Origin of the sequence: Paenibacillus sp. FSL H7-0326, from assembly GCF_001955535.1 — a bacterium.
Classification (GTDB): domain Bacteria; phylum Bacillota; class Bacilli; order Paenibacillales; family Paenibacillaceae; genus Paenibacillus; species Paenibacillus shunpengii.
The window spans coordinates 565,410-583,168 of the sequence record NZ_MPVN01000002.1 but is presented as its reverse complement, the minus strand read 5'-3'; the positions used below and the strand labels follow the sequence as shown (position 1 = coordinate 583,168).

Here is a 17,759-nt window from a genome sequence, read left to right as displayed (position 1 = left end):
CCGAATTTGACGAACCGAAAAGCATCACATTCTGAAGAAAGAGACGTAAGAACTAGAGTTATGCGACTAAAGACGATACTATGATTATTAATAGTCTATTCGCCGTTACATGAAGTGGACATGATGCATGTAATAAAGTGAGTATAAATTACCAAGCAGGCACCGTTTCTGGTATGTTATAATGAGTTTAATCATATATTAAAGAACTGACTCTATGCACGAATATATGATTACTAACAGAAAGGATCTGGATACCATGAGTCCCCGAAGGATGAAGCCCCAAAGGACAATTTGGAAACGAAACGATTCCTCGTATACGTAGCTTCCCTTACGCGATTAGTAAAAGTCACTAGTTAAATGACCAACTATGCGTAGGGAGAGGTAAGCCAAATGAATATTCGAAGGATGAACTCCTCTCAGCTTTCCTTACGCATTAGTTTCGGTCTGTTTCTGACCAAACTACAAACAATGCGAGGGAATCTGTATGAGGACAAAGCAAAAACTTCTGTTTTGGAATAAGACGGCTGTAACAACTCAAGAACAACCTGTTTCATTCGAAAACAGAAAAAAGACGGCAGTAACTGAGGCCGTAAGATCGATTTTTAACTTAAATGAGCTGAAAAGTATCGGAATGATGCTTTTTGGGACGATGCTGATGGCGTTTGCTTTTTATCACATCAACTATGTGAACCATTTGTCGGAAGGCGGATTTGTAGGATTAGCCCTGCTTGGCAGTTATGTGGCCGGTTGGTCTCCTGCACTTACCAGCTTGCTGCTGGATATTCCAGTCATTCTGATTGCGTGGTATTTCATGGGCCGGAAGTATATGCTCAAAGCCATGCTGGGAGCTTTATCTTTCTCCTTATTTTATGAATGGTGCGAACGGTATTCACCTCTCGTCATTGATCTCCAGGGAAGTCTGCTGGCAGCGGCCCTTATATCTGGTATTCTAACCGGAGTCGGAGCAGGGATCGTTATTGCGAGTGGAAGCGCGACAGGCGGAGATGACATTCTGGCCGTGCTCGTCAGCAAGTGGAGCCGAATGAAGATCGGATCGGTGTTCTTTATTTTTGACGGGATGGTACTTCTATTATCACTACTCTTTATGCCGCTCAAAGAAACGCTGTATACGGTGCTTGCGGTATGGATTGCAAGTAAGTTCATAACTCTGATTACTCAAGCAGCAGCTAAGAAGCAGCGGCCCGAATATGAGAGGGAGACCTTACAGCCGAAGCCGGTCAAGACCGATGTTATACTATTACCATTACCGAAGCCTGCAGCTTCAGCTGCGTCTGTTTCATATTCACCGATTAGAACGAAGGATACCAAGCATCACGTATCCACCACCCGAGTTAAGCAGTCAAGTGCTGCCGGAGGATAGAAGATGATTGGTATTGATCATACAGTTGAACATTGATGATAAGAACAAGAAGGATCTGCATGCTTGCAGGTCCTTTTTTGCGTTGTCTTCACAATAGTCGCTGCTTCTAAAAATCGGATATCAAATTTAGTCACAGGTGCCAATGTGAATACAGCGCAGCTCTTCTAAAATAAAGTAAATCTAAGGAGAGAGGAGTACAAATGGATGGATCGTTGGGGAGCATTCGTGAAAAGTATGGGAGACATTTCGGTTCATGAAATAGGGGGAAGTCTGAAAGGTCTTCGATTTGCAGTGAAGGACGTCTATGATATTCAAAATCATGTGAGCAGTGCTGGAAATCCTGACTTCCAACGTACACATCATCCAGCCAAGAATTATGCACCTATCCTGTTACGAATATTGGAAGAGGGAGCTCAACTCGTAGGTGCAACACATACGGACGAGCTCATGTTCGGACTGAACGGCGAGAATGAACATTGGGGTACTCCGGTTAATCCTAAGGCACAAGGCCGTATTCCAGGAGGGTCGTCAAGCGGGTCTGCTGTGTCGGTTGCTGCTGAGATGGTTCATTTTGCGTTAGGAACAGATACAGCGGGATCTGTCCGAGTTCCTTCCAGCTATTGCGGAGTATACGGTATTCGGCCTACATGGGGATGCCTGTCATTGACTGGAGTCGTCCCTCTAGCCCCTAGTTTTGATACGCCGGGCTGGATGGCAAACGAAATAGAGACCATGCTGAAAGTGGGAAAGACGTTATTTAAAGGTGATGCTCGAGAAAATGATCGAGACGAGCTTAGGTTTGTATGGGCAACGGATATGTGGGATCTGGTAGACGAGCAAGTACAAGAAGAATTGGGTGTGAGATTTGGACAACTACGCTCGGCACTGAATTGTGATGAAGAAGCGATAACCGAAGGGATGCAATTCGAGCTAATGGATTGGGTTCGAGCCTTTCGTACATTACAGGGATATGAGATATGGAGAACACACGGACCTTGGATCGAGGAAGTAAACCCACGATTTGGAGCTGCTGTTCGCGAGCGTTTTAAATGGGCCGAAGGAATACAAGCTCAAGATGCCGGGTTGGCACGGGAAGATGTCAAGCAAGTCCGAGCATTTCTTCATGAGAAGCTGCAAAAGAATACGGTGCTGATTGTGCCGACAACTCCGAGCATAGCCCCTCAAATTGGACTCACGGGCAAGGAAGCAGAACGGATAAGAATTAGCACAATGCAGCTCTGCTGTGTAGCTGGAATAGGCGGGTTACCCCAAGTTAACGTTCCATGGATGGAGGTTCAGGGATATCCTTTCGGCTTATCATTTATTGCTGGACCGGGCCGGGATATGGATCTCTTGCGGCTTATCGCTAATATCGAATCTGAGCTGAAGCTGGTTCTCCGAAAGGAGCATATTCGATGAAATATGTGAGCTTTATTCAGGATGGAATAGAGCAGGCTGGCATTCAAGCTCAGCAAGGTGTCATTTCAATAGAGATGATGAATCGAATCTACAAGACGGACTGGCCGACAGATATGATGTCCTTGCTGCGAGAAGAAAGGCTTGATGAGCTGAATAGCTGGATCATGAGCAGATCTTTTATTAATGAATTACCAGGTCTCGAAATGGCTTCCCCGGATGAGATTTACTTTGCTCCCTTGTATCGTAATCCTGGAAAAATATATGGAATAGGCTTTAACTATACCTCCAGTTATGAAGAACTTACTGCGTTCAGGAATCAAAAAGAACGTGAGGAACCTGTAGGATTTTTCAAACCAAGCACCAGCTTAATTGGTCCCGGGGACGATATTCGGCTTCCAGAGCAATCTGAGCGAGTCATCGCAGAGGCAGAGCTTGCGATCGTTATTGGCAAAGCTTGCAGTCATGTGTCCGAAGAGATCGCGGCTGGCTGTATTGCAGGCTATGTTGCCGTGCTTGATATTGGTGCAGATGATATACATCAAAAAAACCCCCGATTCTTAACTCGCTCCAAAAGCTTCGATACTTTCTTCAGTCTGGGTTCTGAGCTGCTAACACCGGATGAGGTCGATCCGTTTGCGGAGATCCAGATTGCGACGATAAGAAATGGACAGGTTGAAGCACGAAAAAAGGCTGGCCTAATGAGGTACACACCTGCACATGTAGTATCTTTTCATTCCGAGCACATGACGCTTCTTCCCGGAGATATCATCATGACGGGAACTCCCGGAGCCTGTATTATTCGTGAGGGTGATCATGTCGAATGTCGAATAGATGGTTTTATGCCTCTCGTAAATTTCGTTTCAAGAACAATCAAACGGACAGATGCTTAAAAAATTTGCAGGGAAGGAAGATAGAAATGAGTTATGAACTAATGAAATTTACAATGAAGCACCCAGGAGATGTAAGTGAACTAGAGGAACAACTTGAGTCCGGCCAAATCAAGGCCGCTCATATCAAAGCCATCATAGCTCAAACAGAAGGAGATAATTATGCAAGAGGATATAGTACACTTGCTTTCCAAGTGTTATTGTCCAAATATTTAAGCAAAACCCATGATGCTATTTTTGAAGAAATTCCGATGATGATGATTGGTAAGACTGGCGGTTATATGAGTCCGCATTATACCGTATTTTTGAGAAACGATCATCATCTGTCTGATTCAAGAGCGGGAAGCAAACGATGGGTATTCGGCGTAGCTTCAAGTCGAACGCTTCTTCCGGAAGAAATCGGCACTTGCGTTCAAGTGGATCTGGCAGCAGAAGCGGTACGTGATGCAATCAGAGACGCAGGAATCACAGATCTTGGTGACGTGCACTGTGTTGAAATCAAGTGTCCCTGGGGGGAAGGAGGGGTTCGATCCAAAGCTTCTTCTGCACTCGGCTCTGCGGTAGCTTTAGGGGAGGTCGATCGGGAAAAGATTACGGATGAAGCGATCAATGGGGACCATCGTTTATATACAGTCAAAACTTCTGTCTCCGCAGGCGGAGAACAGACAGCCATTCGTGTAATTGTGATGGGTAACAGAGACGGGGCAGACAGTTCACTTGTAATCGCATCTGGCATGATGGAGGACGGATTTGATCTCAGAGGGCTTTATCGTGTTTTCGCATCTCTGGATATGGCCGTTGATCCTTTGCTATCACCCAAGGAGCAGGGGAGGATTCGGCAAATATTTGTAAATGCCGGTGCGGATGCTTTGCCTCATATTAGAGGACAGCGTCACACCATTCACACCGATGCACTAAGCATGCATGCAGGAGTCGTTGCCAAATCAGTGGCTCATGCGGTTGTGGCAAGCGTTGTTAATGATGCAGCCATATTGTGCTCAGCCGGTTCAGAGCATCAGGGCCCGCGTGGAGCTAATCTAATCGCAGTTATCGCTGAAGCCAGAGGGGATGAGGAATGATGAGTGAGATCTGGAAATGTAAAGGATTTGCTAATGCGCATACACATCTGGATAAGGGGATGCTCGTTCCCGAGGTAGTCTATGTGGATGCTCCCGCGAGCATTCGTGGCGGATGGACGAGGGAGAAAAAAGCTGAGTTTACTAAAATGGATATATATGACCGCGCTGAGAAGGCGCTTCTTCAGATGATTCGTTATGGAACGACTTATGTAAGAACACATGTAGATGTAGATCCGGTTGTCGGCTTGAAAGGAATAGAGGCTATGCTTGAGCTGCAACAAGCATTTGCCAAGCACATCGTTATTGACATTACAGCTTTTAATCAGGAAGGCTTTGATCGCTACCCAGAGACAGAGAAACTGCTGCAGGAAGCACTCACTATGGGGAGGATGGGGCTTGGAGGACATACGCTAGTTGATGTAGATGGTAAATTACACATTAGAAAAATGATGGCGATGGCTGAGCAATTTGATGTTCCCTGGTTAGAATTCCATACAGATGAGAGTGGGAAGCCGGAGGACTTTCTTCTGCCCTTTCTTGCAGAGCAAGCCTTAGAGCAGGAATGTGGAGATAAGATCTATGCCATTCATTGCAATTCTCTGGCGACTGTACCCGATCTTAAAGCGGCAAAAACGATAGAGCTTATGGCAAATGCCAAGCTTCATGTTACAGTGTGTCCTACAGCAATAGCAACAAGACCCGTTACAAGAACGAAAGAGCTCTTGAAAGCAGGAATTCCAGTAGGACTTGGAAGTGACAATATGGGAGATCTATTCAATCCACTTGGAGGAGGCAACATGCTCGGCTATGCGCAGCTTCTGGCTTACGTGCAGCGGTTTTATGAGCCTGAGGAACAGCTTGCTCTATTAGATATGATTCGAAGAGGCCCGGCTGATCCGCTATCGGCTTCTTCTTATGATGAGCTTAATGTATCCGTCGTATTTGAAACACATGAGGCACGCGAGTTATTATCCCACGTGCCTCTCCCTCAAATTGTTCAGGACAAAGTATGTTCAGCTTGAATTTCATGAGATTTAAGAATGTGATGAATCATGACGGCCATTTGCAGCTTGAGGAGGTCCACAGGATCTTTAAATGAAAGCTGAAGAAGGGATTCACATTTATTTAATCGATAGAAGACGGTATTGCGGTGCAGGAAGAGCACCCTTGCCGTCTCTTTGACATTGCAGTTTTGCTGTAAGTACACATCGAGTGTCTGCAATAGTTCTATATTTTCATCTGATTTCGGAAAAGCAATCGATTTGAGAATACTGCCGCAAAACTCCCTTAATTTATGATAAGGCAGCATCCGAATCAGATCAGGAACCTGCTGAACTCGGTAAGCATGTACTGAAGTGGAGCTATGACTGTCATTTGCATGTTTTAATGCCAGGACAGCTTCCTGATAAGCCCTGGCCAATCGGTCAAGCTGATCGGCATGATTGCTGAGTCCAATGGAGAAGAGGTGATGGTCATTGCTTTTTCGAAGATGGGAGAGTGCACTCTGCAGCAATTGAATCAATCGTCCCTCTTGCTGTGAAACCGACAGATCATTAGAAGTCAGAATGATGACAATATGATCTCCTTTGACGGTTGTTATGGCATTCATGTGTTTAGCATCAAGGTAGGCCTGAATCTGCTCTTGCAGGTACTCATAACCCCTGCTATTAAAAGGAAAGGAAATCCGTCCGTCCAATGAAGAGTCAACTTGGCAAACAGCGACCCAATAGGTGCCTTTTGATTGTAATCCATATTTCTCGCCGCGTTTCATAATCTCCTGTACTGATGTATAACCGTTATCTAATAACTCACTGAAGAATTCTTCTCTAAGCCGGTTTGACCCCTCCATTAGAGCAGCTTGCTTGACGCTCTCAAGAGCAATGACCTGAGCAGCTTGTTCCAGAGGCATCAGCAATGTTTTTAACGTTTCATCCGTATGCATGACAATAATGTAGCCCTTTAAATTTCCAGAAGAATGAATGGGATACACTCCGAGCCGTTCTCCGCTTGTTGTTTTATAGTACGATAGGCTGTTTTCAGTAGGGCTCTGATTCACAATGAATTGAAGTAGTTCTTCGCGAAACTCCTCAGATACTGCCCAGGAGCGAGCAGAAGCCGACCATCCGACCATGGTCCGCTTGCTGTTCGTAATCAGAATTGGATGATGAACTACGCTTGTCAGTGTCTGGGCGATGTCTGACATGGTAGCACCATTCAGGAAGAGTTTGGAAAATTTACGATGAATCTCAAAAGTCCGTTCAAGCTCAACTTGCTTTTCATTCAGTAAAATGCTCATGACTTGACTCATCATATCCCCGAGACCCTTTTCATTAGGAAGTACAGCGATTGGCATTCGCAAGGTTGAGGAAGCGGAGAGCATCGCTTTTGGAAGAGGGCTGATGTGGTGACTGGCTTTAATAATCATACCTGCACATCCAGCTTCGGACATTTGATGAATGAATGCGGTAAGTACACGGTGATTGCTTAAAATTACATGTTCTGTGGTGAATAGAAGCTGCCCTCTACACAGCCATGTCGCAATGTCAGGAGATGCAGACTCTTGATGTGGAAGTTTGACCATGACATTAACGGACTCAATGGTTGAATCCAAACCGTTCTCCCCGGCAACAACGGAAGCGCCGTAGAAGAACGGCAGCTTTAAAATTTTTTTCAGTGTAAGTGCCATTTTCATTCCTCCAATGTAAGATTTTATGACGTCATGAATTCAATCTAGGTAAAAACGGACCTGAACAATAGAGTTTTTAACCATTATGCCCTATCAAATAGAGTGCATCTAGATATATGCCCCATTTTTGTAAGTGCTGCTGAAGTTCATAGTCATGATCTTGTGCACTGAGGACATAGGCTTGCATCGTATATCTCGCTATCATGTGTTTATCAAGTAAAAGAACAATGTCAATAAACCTGACACAAAAGAGAGGGAGTGGAAAAAATGAAAAAGATTTGGATCGTCATGCTTGTAACGGTTATGCTGACAGCTTTGGGATGTGCTAATCAAAATCAAGGTGTCCGCGAAACAGCCAGTACAGCTGCGAACGCCAGCTCAAGTACAGGTCTTGGAACTGACTTGCCTCCAGCTGAACAAAGTGAACTCACACTACGTCTAAATTGGAAATTTAAAGGTGAATTTGCTCCATTTTTTGTAGCCAAGGAAAAAGGCATATTTGAAAAGTATGGACTTAACGTGAATGTGTTGGAGGGATCTGGATCAGTGTCGGTATTGCAGGTGATTGCCCAAAATAAAGAAGAAATTGGGGTAACTTCAGCTGTAGAGCCCGTTCAGGGGATAGAGAAAGGGATGCCAGTGAAAATGATTGCATCTTATATGACTCGCTCACCCATCATTCTGCTGTCCTATCCGGATAACCCAGTTCGCTCACCGAAGGACTTAGAAGGAAAGTCATTGGCTTCCTCATCTGGATCAACCTTCACCAGCGTGTATGAGAAATTTTTGGAGTATAATGGCACCGATTATGAAAAAGTAGAGCACATGATGGTGGAAACCGGTGCACGAAATACGCTGTTCCAGAACAGAGAGGCAGATGCGATTGCGGTATTCTCAACTAATGAGTATCCATTGTTCGAGAAGAATCTAGGTCAAGAGCTAGTACCGCTTTATTTAGCGGATTATGGTTTTGACCTATCGGGACTCTCACTTATTACTAACAATAAGTTTGCTGAAGAGAATCCTAATACGTTAAAACGATTTCTGATTGCAGTGGATGAGGCCTTTGCCTATTCTATGGAGCATCCTGAAGAAGCAGCAGCTATCTCCAAACGATTATTTCCGGATGTGGTTGATGAACAAATTACAGCCGAACAAATTGTAAGAACAGGGGAACTGGCTGTACGTCCTGAAGGAAAGCCGTATGGATATGTCAATGCAGAGCATTTAGAGCAGATGACACTGCTTATGCAAGAGACTGGACTTATTAAGAATAGAGAGAAAGTAGATACGTATTATACGAATCAGTACCTTCCTGACCAATCTGCGGAAGCAGGGGGAGAAGACTAATGAGTAATACTGCGAAGTTTAAGTCTCTGCTGTCCGTATCGCTTACCGTAATTGCGCTTCTTGCTCTATGGCAGCTGTGCTGCATGGTGTTCGGTATTCCAGAATACTTACTGCCAACTCCGCTTAATATCGTTGAACGTATGGCTCAGGATTGGCAAGTATTGCTTAGGCACAGCGGGATAACCATAGTCGAAATTTTAGCTGGGTTTGCCTTATCGGTTGGGTTTGGTGTTCCGTTCGCTATCATCATCGTATATTCGAAATATTTTTCCAGGTCGTTTTTTCCAATCATGATTGGTCTACAGTGCGTGCCTATGATATCACTTACCCCGCTTTTGATTACTTGGCTTGGATTTGGGATGGTCACAAAGGTCATTATCGCTTTTCTCATCGCGTTCTTCCCGATCATTGTAAATAGTGTGGTAGGCCTGCGTTCATCGGAGAAAGAGATGCTGATGCTTGCACAGTCCATGAAAGCCAGTACGTTCCAGGTGTTTATGCACTTCCGGCTGCCAAAGGCACTTCCTAGCATCTTTGGAGGCTTCAAAGTAGGAATTACGCTGGCTGTTGTCGGAGCCGTTGTAGCGGAATTTGTCTCCTCAGACAGAGGGCTAGGCTATCTTCAGCTTGCTGCCAGTGCCAATCTTGATATTACGATGCAGTTTTGTGTGGTTGTCATGCTGGCAGTCATCGGACTCATTTTTTACAATTTGGTCGGATGGATCGAAAGAGCAGCGATACCTTGGTACAGAGCTGCCAGAGGAGGAGAATAAGATGGCTGGAAAAACAATCGCAATTCAAAATGTAGAGAAAAAATTCGAGACGCGTACAGGTGTCGTTCAAGCGCTGAGCAAGGTCAGTTTAAATATTGAGGCATCTTCATTTGTTTCTGTTGTGGGACCGAGTGGCTGTGGAAAAAGCACGTTGATGAATCTACTTGCAGGTCTGGATCAACCGACAGGAGGCACCATCGAGATGGATGGAAGTACGATGAATGGGCCGCAGTCGGGGAATGCGGTTGTCTTTCAGAAGGATCTATTGCTGGAATGGAGGACAGTACAGGGGAACATCCTGCTGCCTTATGAACTGGAGAACAGATTAAACCGTAAACAGCTGGCTGAGCAAAAACGAAAAACCAACGAGCTGCTAAGCATGGTTGGACTTGATGGTTTCGGTGACAAATATCCTTTTGAGCTGTCAGGAGGAATGAAGCAGAGAGTATCGATCTGCCGTGCTTTAATTCAGAACCCATCGTTACTGATGATGGACGAGCCTTTTGGTGCGCTTGATGCACTAACTCGTGAGCAGATGATGTATGATCTGTTAAAGATTTATACGAAGTATAAATGTACTATTATTTTTATTACCCATAGCATTGAAGAAGCGGTTTTCCTTTCTGATCGGGTCATCGTGATGTCACCTAGACCTGGCTCAATCTTAAAAGATATTTCAATTCAGTTAGAAAGGCCGCGCAGTATGGAGACAAGAACGCATCCGAAATTTTTTGAGCATGTTCGGGAGATACGGGAGGTCTTTCAATCTCAAGGTATTCTGACGGAGGTATGAGATGAGCGAATATACAGAGTATAGCTTAACTAATGTATTGAAAGAAAAGACAGCTCTCATGATTATCGATATGCAGAATGATTTTATTCATGAAAAAGGTGTATTCGCTCAGTATGGCTATGATACAAGCATGTACAGTGGGATCGTCCCCGTAATTAGTCAATTAGTGAAGGAAGCGAGGCAGGCTGATATTACCATCATATGGGTTGGGATGTCTCACAACCAGCTGAACGACGGACAGGATGCCTGGATAAGGCGGCGTATGGGCAGAAGCCATCCTCCGAGCTGCCGGACTGGAACCTGGGGGGCGGATTTTATTCAGGAGCTCGATATTCGCACAGAGGATGTATTGGTGTGGAAGCATCGTTATAATGCCTTTGTGGATACGGAACTAAAAAGAGTATTAAAGGGTATGGGAGTAAAGACGCTTATTGCTGCTGGGATCAATACGAATACTTGTGTCGAATCCACACTTAGGGAGGCTCATTTGATAGGGTACCATGTTGTGCTCGCAAAGGATGCTACCACCTGCCTTTATTTGGACGCTTACGAACCGAGTCTAACCAATATAGAACGGCACTTTGGCTTTGTTGAAGCCTCCTCCACCATCACTTCTCTCTGGAACAACGTTGGAAATGTCACATCTACCTGATCAGCCAATACATTGTTATTCATAAAAGATTACAGAAGAATGGAAACGTTTGGGTCATCCCAGACGTTTTTTTATATTAGATGAATCCATATGGAGGGAATATAAGTGAAGAGATCAAATATTCAGCTTTCAAAATTAATGGGCATAGTTCTAGTTATATCCGGATTCATGATGATCGTGACGAAGCTCTCAGTTGAAGCCGGAGCTGAGGAATTTCGAATTCAAGTCTCTGGGACCGGGGAGACAAAAAGTAACGTATAACGACAAGGAATCCGAAATATTTCCCCTTTACTCAGAGACATACCTGCAGAACAAAAAAACACGATAGCTCTTTCCTTCCAAATTAGGTAAAATGGTATTAAGGTAGTATTTAAAACTTAGTTTCATCTAATGAAACGAGAAAGTGTTCATGAGGAGGAAAAGGACGATGTCATTTAGGTTTGTTGGTCTTGATCATGTTCAGCTTGCTGCACCGGAAGGCTGTGAATCAGAAGCACGTCATTTCTTTAAAGAGATTCTAGGGTGGACCGAAATTCCTAAGCCGGAGCCATTACAGAAACGCGGTGGTATTTGGTTTAAATGTGGGATTCATGAAGTACATATTGGTGTGCAGAAGGATTTTACACCTGCCTCTAAAGCCCATCCTGCATTTCATGTTCACAATATAGAAGCTTTAAAGGAGCATCTGACGAAGGAAAATATAACTATTATCCATGATGAGGCACGTACAGAAGAAGGCATCACACGCTTCTATACTCATGATCCATTTGGCAACCGAATTGAATTTCTTGAATTTAGCAGATAAATATATAGCATACGCTTGGAGATCAGGATAGCTGGATGGAAATATTGCATATGACTTCATTTAATTGAAATCGCTTTCTTGTCGGTTATCTCGCGGTGTGAAATTGACGATCTAATAAAATCAGGGCTTAAGATGTGATCACGGTAAAGATTAGTTATAACTTTTCTTTCTCTACCCTGGTGCGAATTACAGGTTATATAATGTAGTTGTCGGGGCCGACGAAATACAAGGAAAGGAGATGATCCAATTGATCAATGAGCGCGAGGTGACTTTCGCTTAAGTGCGAAAGTTGTGCGTTTAGCATGGGAGGAGGCTGATGCCTCCTCTCATTATTCATCCATACCGTATCTTTTTGACCCTGTGTGATAAAATTTGTAAATTTTAAAAACTATTTCTTGCCTATATAACAATGGTTTCATTATAATAAGTTTAGTTTTACATATTGAAGATTTTGCCACATGCTAACTTGCTAAGTAACCGGCGGAATCTAATCTTAAGAAGAGAGGAGAAAGTACAATGCAGCCGTCACTTAAACTTCAACAACAGGAACAACTGAATATGCTCAAGCCAAGGTACCTCTATACCGATACGCGATCATGACAAGTGACTCTTAATGAATCGTGAGAAGGACTGTGTGTTGTGTGAATTTTAGCCTATGAATAATGTTGAGGACTGCCTATGGACATTTGTAAACGTTCAGGGTTTTTTTATTTTTTTGAGGGCATAGTTTCCGTGAGAAGGTTACAACAACCAAAAATGAACGAAAGGAGATGCGAACATGATTTTAAATGTCTTTGTAAGTGATGATGTGAGTGGCCAGAGAACCGTATTTGAGGAGGATATTTATCGTGATGTACAAAAATGGAAGAGATGCGCTTCCCCCTAGCTTATTGAAAGAGATTCAAAAGTATATACAAGGAGATCTCATCTACATCCCAAAAGCTACCGAAGAGCGTGCACGCTGGGGAGAAAAGAGCGGAGCCCGCAAGCAGCTAGCTCAGCGTAATGCAGAAATTTCACTCTATTATTCCAAAGGATGGTCTGTTTCAGAGCTGGAGCAGAAGTATCATCTATCAAGTGAGAGTATTCGCAAAATTGTAGTAAAGTCTAGGTAACTAGGATGGTTAGATGGGAGAGTGCCTTCATTGTCGATCGTTCAAGGGCTTCCGAGCTCGATTAGTATTCAAATTGAAGGTCCATTGTTATTCAGCGCACGGACAGATTTACTACACAATGGACATTTCGGAGAACAGTGGATCGTGATCACTAGTGAAGAGGTCACGGTCTGGACTCCAGAAGGAGTTCATATAAGCAGGCTGGAAATACAGCAAATGACAGAAGCTCGAGCCGTCAGTGGAATAGGCGGCGGCTCCTTCATTGCCGACACTTCCAAAGGTCCTGTAGTTATCGCGAGATATACGGCCGCCCTTACGGCGGTCTATAGCTTCGCAGCTAAGCTGGTCTGTGCTGTGATTCAGCAGGAAGAGCTGCCGACTGCTTCGGAAAAAGAACTTCCGCGTTATTGCCCGAATTGCGAGCATCCACTGGCGGAAGGAACTCAGACATGTCCTGTCTGTAAGGATAATGGAAAAGTACTTCTTCGTATGCTCCGGTACGCAAAGCCATATAAGGGACGAATGATTGTGGCCGGAATTTTACTTGTATTAACTACACTCGTTGAACTCATCCCGCCTTATTTAACGAAGATTATGATAGACGATGTTTTGAAACCGGATTCATTATCCGCTTCGTTACTGTGGCTGGTTATCGGACTAGGAGCAACCATGCTCGTTACATCGGTCATGCAAACGGTTCGCGGATTGCTGGGCGTATGGGTCGGCTCCAAACTAATGGGAGACATTCGGAAGGATATATACCACGCATTAATGAAGCTGTCCCTGTCCTTCTTTGACCGGAGGCAAACCTCGCAATTTATTGGCCGGGTTAACAGTGACTCGGAGGCAATGCGGCAATTCATGACAGACGGTATTATCTGGGTAACTGGAGAATCTCTCCGAGTGGTTGCCATCTTCGCCATTATGTTTGGACTTGACTGGAAGCTGACGCTCTTTGCGTTACTTCCTATGCCTGTGATGGTGTTTGTGTCCTTATCTCTATGGCCTAAGATCGGGCGGCGCTGGTATCAGCAATGGAGATCGATTTTTCGTCTGAACGTCATTGTAGGTGACTCGCTTCAAGGGATACGAGTAGTAAAAGCTTTTGGACAAGAGAAGGCAGAGATATCCCGATATAGTGAAGTGAATGAACAGCTCGTGAAGCATAATATTCGTATCGAGGGCTTGTGGCAGGGAATGTTCCCGTTATTTTCCTTGATCGCTGGGATTGGGACACTGCTCATCTGGTATTACGGCGGAGCATCGGTTATACAAGGGGAGCTTCAGCTTGGTGTACTCATGGCATTGATATCCTACCTTGGTATGCTGTTTGGTCCGCTGCAATGGGTTAGCCAGATGATTAATTGGTCCAGTAATGCACTGGCCGCTGCAGATCGAGTATTCGAAATTCTTGATACGACACCGGATGTACCTGATGCACAGAACCCGCGTGATATTGGCAGCATGAAGGGACATGTCCAGTTCAATGGAGTAACCTATGGCTATGAGAAGCATCATCCCGTACTGAAGAAGGTGAGCCTGGAGGTTCAGCCGGGGGAAATGATTGGGCTGGTAGGACATTCGGGAGCTGGTAAATCGACATTCATTAATCTGATTTGCCGTTTCTATGATCCAGATGAAGGCAGCCTTTATATCGATGGAGTTCCGCTAACAGAGATTAGTCAAACTGATCTTCGGAATAAGATCGGGGTTGTGCTGCAAGAGACATTCTTATTCGATGGAACTATAGCGGAGAACATTGCTTATTCCAAGCCGGATGCTTCGCCGGCTGAAATTATGCGGGCAGCTAAGATTGCTAATGCGCATGATTTCATTGTTCGTCTGCCGGATGGCTATGATACCCGTGTCGGAGAACGAGGGCATAGGCTGTCTGGGGGAGAAAAGCAGCGTGTTGCTATTGCCCGGGCAATTATTCATGACCCACGCATTTTGATATTGGATGAAGCAACGGCTTCCGTAGATACAGAAACCGAGCGTCAGATTCAAGAAGCCATTTCAAGACTTATACAGGGAAGAACTACGTTTGCTATTGCACATCGTCTGTCAACGCTGCGAAATGCCGATCGTTTGGTCGTACTTGATAAAGGAAGAATCGTTGAAGTGGGAACCCATGAAGAATTGCTCTCGATCGAAGAGGGAGCTTATCGCAAACTCGTTGATGCACAGCAAGAATTGTCGAAGATCAAGGGGGTCGAGGGTTAATGGAACGAGATCCTTACGATATTCACTTTCTTCAGCCAGCGGATGTCATGTTCAGCCGCGGGCCGGGAGGTGTTTTACAGGGAGTTATAGAAGGCGCACTGTATGATGAAATTCTAGTCTATCGAACTTTTCCTTTCAAGTACACTTCTCAATATATTTCCATTCGTAATGCGAAGGGAGATGAACTCGGAATTATTGAGGATATAAGTCAGCTGGATGATGAAAGTGCAGAGGAATTGGGGAGAGAACTGCAATTTCGATATTTCCTGCCGAGAGTAACCCGAGTAGATAGTGTCAAAGAAAAATCAGAGCTCTGGGTCTGGGAGCTGCAGACGACACTAGGCCCAACACGCATGGCCATGCGTAATTTGCACGAGCATGTGCAGTACCCTGGCGAGGGACGATTGATATTAACGGATATAAACGGTAAGCGCTGTGAAATTCTCGATTGGAGAGCGCTTGATCAGCATAGTAGAAAGCAACTGACTGACGTAATCTAAATACCGTTAATGACAAAGACCGATACAGCGGTGTAAATGTATCGGTTCTTTGTCATGTTTGTTTTTTTCAAAAATGGAACGCCCGCCGAGAAAACGAACTCGCTTCTCCCTCCCGAGTGGAATTATTAGAACCTGAACGACTTTTGCGAAGCAACCAGAGAGAACGGGCCAAAATAAAAAGCCCGCCAAGAAAACGAACTCGCTTCTCCCTCCCGAGTGGAATTTTTGGAACCTGAACGACTTTTGCGAAGCAACCGGAGAGAAGGAGCCAAAAATGGAACACTGCTGAGAAGCCGAACACAGTTCTCCCACCCGAGTGAAATTTTTGGAAACCGAACGACTTTTGCGAAGCAACCGGAGAGAAGGAGCCAAAAATGGAACGCTGCTGAGAAGCCGAACTCGGTTTTCCCTCCCCAAGTGAAATTTTTGGAAACCGAACGACTTTTGCGAAGCAACCGGAGAGAGGGGGCCAAAAATGGAACGTCTAAATGGAACGCCCTATACATGATTTTTTCAGACAGAACACATACTTCACAAAGGAACCATTTTGTTACGGGAGGAGACTGCATTAATAATGCAGATTCCTGACGGTTAAATCTTATCGACAAGTGAGGAGAAAGAATGCTTAAAACAAAAATAATCTGTACGATGGGGCCGGCATGTGACTCCATTGAACTGCTAAAGCAAATGATTCAGCAAGGAATGACCGTAGCGCGTCTGAACATGGCACATGGTGAACCAGATGAGCATGTTCAGCGGATGAAGAGAGTACGGCAGGCTGCAGAGGAAATGAACACATTTGTACCGATTATGATTGATATCAAAGGACCTGAGATTCGTATCGGAAAATTAAAAGAAGCCTCTGTCCAGCTCATGACGGGGGAACAGCTCATATTAACAACAGAAGAAATATTAGGAGATGCCACACGTATTGGTGTGAATTATGCCGAGATGAATCTCGTCGTTAAACCAGGTAACATCGTACTCATTGATGACGGACTGATTGGACTTGAAGTGATGGAGGTTACTGGAGCGGATATACACTGCAAAATCTTGAATGGTGGAGTACTAAAGCCTAGAAAAGGTGTGAATCTTCCGGGAATTAAAACGACACTGCCAGGGGTAACCGAGCGAGATAAGAAGCATATAGCTTTTGGGCTCGAGAATAAGGTGGAGATGATTGCCGCGTCCTTTGTGCGCAAAGGAGCAGATATCGAGGAGATTCGATCAATTCTTAAACAAAACAAGGCCGAGCATGTCCAGATCTATGCCAAAATCGAGAACCAAGAGGGCGTGGATCGGATCAATGAGATTATTGAAGCGTCGGACGGGATTATGGTGGCTCGAGGTGATTTGGGTGTGGAGGTGCCGATTGAGGATGTTCCGATGGTTCAGATCGAGCTTATCCAGAAATGCAATTTGGCAGGCAAGCCTGTCATTGTGGCTACCCATATGCTGGATTCCATGCAGGTGAATCCTCGTCCAACCCGTGCTGAAGTCAGTGATGTATCAAACGCTGTTCTGCAGGGAGCCGATGTTGTGATGCTGTCGGGAGAATCAGCAGCCGGGAAGTATCCGGTGGAATCTGTGAGGACCATGGCTGCCGTAGCCAAGAAGGCGGAATCGCTGATTGATTATAGAAGTGAATTCTTTAAGAAAAGAGAGCAGCATGCGACCAAAATTACCGAGGTTATTAGTCAAAGCGCAGTAAGTGCTTCACTTGAGCTGGGAGCAAAGGTGATTATTACATCTACAGGCAGCGGGTTTACTGCAAGAATGATATCGAAGTATCGTCCGAAGGCTCCTATCCTGGCAATCACATCCAACCCTGAGGTGCTGCCTAAATTGTGTTTGTACTCAGGTGTATTTCCGTATTTGGGTGAGAAGGTAACAACAACAGACGAGATGTTTGAATCGGTGACACGAAACGCAGCGATGAAGGGGTTTGTGGAGCCGGGGGATACGGTGGTGTTGTCCGCTGGTGTGCCGATCGGAAGATCGGGAACGACGAATTTGATCAAAATTGTTGAGGTATGATGAATTCAGATCCCATGTATTAAGGGATCTGAATTCATCAAAATGGAATCCATATCCCA

General features: G+C 44.8%; 16 protein-coding genes. 15 read left to right on the top strand and 1 reads right to left on the bottom strand.

Annotation, left to right across the window (positions count from 1 at the left end; genetic code table 11):
• Positions 1-484: 484 nt before the first annotated feature.
• The 5 genes from BK126_RS13610 (at position 485) to BK126_RS13590 (ending at position 5,788) form a co-directional block, all read left to right on the top strand.
• Positions 485-1,381 carry a YitT family protein gene (locus tag BK126_RS13610; RefSeq protein WP_076313137.1) on the top strand — a complete coding sequence of 299 codons (897 nt, stop codon included), beginning with the start codon at positions 485-487 and terminating at the stop codon, positions 1,379-1,381.
• A 204-nt stretch (positions 1,382-1,585) separates the two neighbouring features.
• The gene (locus tag BK126_RS13605; RefSeq protein WP_076313136.1) at positions 1,586-2,800 is read left to right on the top strand and encodes an amidase; all 1,215 of its coding nucleotides are present in this window, start codon (positions 1,586-1,588) and stop codon (positions 2,798-2,800) included.
• A complete protein-coding gene (locus tag BK126_RS13600; RefSeq protein ID WP_076313135.1) occupies positions 2,797-3,690 on the top strand; it encodes a fumarylacetoacetate hydrolase family protein in 894 nt (297 codons plus the stop codon). The genes BK126_RS13605 and BK126_RS13600 overlap by 4 nt, the downstream gene beginning before the upstream one ends.
• Before the next feature lie 26 nt (positions 3,691-3,716).
• Positions 3,717-4,766, top strand: a complete 1,050-nt coding sequence (locus BK126_RS13595; protein WP_076313134.1) for a ring-opening amidohydrolase — start codon at positions 3,717-3,719, stop codon at positions 4,764-4,766.
• Positions 4,763-5,788 (top strand): amidohydrolase family protein, encoded by a 1,026-nt coding sequence (locus BK126_RS13590; RefSeq protein ID WP_256702834.1) that lies wholly within the window; start codon positions 4,763-4,765, stop codon positions 5,786-5,788. Before BK126_RS13595 ends, BK126_RS13590 begins: the two co-directional genes overlap by 4 nt.
• Here the strand turns inward: BK126_RS13590 and BK126_RS13585 are convergent.
• Positions 5,764-7,452 carry a PucR family transcriptional regulator gene (locus tag BK126_RS13585; RefSeq protein ID WP_076313132.1) on the bottom strand — a complete coding sequence of 563 codons (1,689 nt, stop codon included), beginning with the start codon at positions 7,450-7,452 and terminating at the stop codon, positions 5,764-5,766. The two genes, BK126_RS13590 and BK126_RS13585, sit on opposite strands and share 25 nt — an antisense overlap.
• Positions 7,453-7,719: 267 nt before the next feature.
• Here BK126_RS13585 and BK126_RS13580 point away from each other — a divergent pair, with 267 nt between their 5' ends.
• The 10 genes from BK126_RS13580 (at position 7,720) to pyk (ending at position 17,700) form a co-directional block, all read left to right on the top strand.
• The gene (locus BK126_RS13580) at positions 7,720-8,802 is read left to right on the top strand and encodes an ABC transporter substrate-binding protein (RefSeq protein WP_076313131.1); all 1,083 of its coding nucleotides are present in this window, start codon (positions 7,720-7,722) and stop codon (positions 8,800-8,802) included.
• The gene (locus tag BK126_RS13575) at positions 8,802-9,575 is read left to right on the top strand and encodes an ABC transporter permease (RefSeq protein ID WP_047910993.1); all 774 of its coding nucleotides are present in this window, start codon (positions 8,802-8,804) and stop codon (positions 9,573-9,575) included. The genes BK126_RS13580 and BK126_RS13575 overlap by 1 nt, the downstream gene beginning before the upstream one ends.
• A 1-nt stretch (position 9,576) precedes the next feature.
• Positions 9,577-10,368 (top strand): ABC transporter ATP-binding protein, encoded by a 792-nt coding sequence (locus tag BK126_RS13570; RefSeq protein WP_076313130.1) that lies wholly within the window; start codon positions 9,577-9,579, stop codon positions 10,366-10,368.
• 1 nt (position 10,369) lies between these two features.
• Positions 10,370-11,020 carry a cysteine hydrolase family protein gene (locus BK126_RS13565; protein ID WP_076313129.1) on the top strand — a complete coding sequence of 217 codons (651 nt, stop codon included), beginning with the start codon at positions 10,370-10,372 and terminating at the stop codon, positions 11,018-11,020.
• A gap of 105 nt (positions 11,021-11,125) precedes the next feature.
• Positions 11,126-11,281, top strand: coding sequence for a hypothetical protein (locus tag BK126_RS29420; RefSeq protein WP_179085543.1), 156 nt, complete (start codon positions 11,126-11,128; stop codon positions 11,279-11,281).
• Positions 11,282-11,447: 166 nt separating this feature from the next.
• A complete protein-coding gene (locus BK126_RS13560) occupies positions 11,448-11,825 on the top strand; it encodes a VOC family protein (RefSeq protein WP_076313128.1) in 378 nt (125 codons plus the stop codon).
• 851 nt (positions 11,826-12,676) lie between these two features.
• The gene (locus BK126_RS13555; RefSeq protein WP_285849985.1) at positions 12,677-12,940 is read left to right on the top strand and encodes a CD3324 family protein; all 264 of its coding nucleotides are present in this window, start codon (positions 12,677-12,679) and stop codon (positions 12,938-12,940) included.
• Between the two features lie 30 nt (positions 12,941-12,970).
• A complete protein-coding gene (locus BK126_RS13550; RefSeq protein ID WP_076313127.1) occupies positions 12,971-15,163 on the top strand; it encodes an ABC transporter ATP-binding protein in 2,193 nt (730 codons plus the stop codon).
• On the top strand, positions 15,163-15,663 hold the full coding sequence (locus tag BK126_RS13545; RefSeq protein WP_076313126.1) for a DUF1854 domain-containing protein: 501 nt from the start codon (positions 15,163-15,165) through the stop codon (positions 15,661-15,663). The genes BK126_RS13550 and BK126_RS13545 overlap by 1 nt, the downstream gene beginning before the upstream one ends.
• Positions 15,664-16,284: 621 nt before the next feature.
• Positions 16,285-17,700: a pyruvate kinase gene (gene pyk / locus BK126_RS13540; protein ID WP_076313125.1), complete on the top strand. Its 1,416-nt coding sequence runs from the start codon at positions 16,285-16,287 to the stop codon at positions 17,698-17,700.
• Positions 17,701-17,759: the final 59 nt, after the last annotated feature.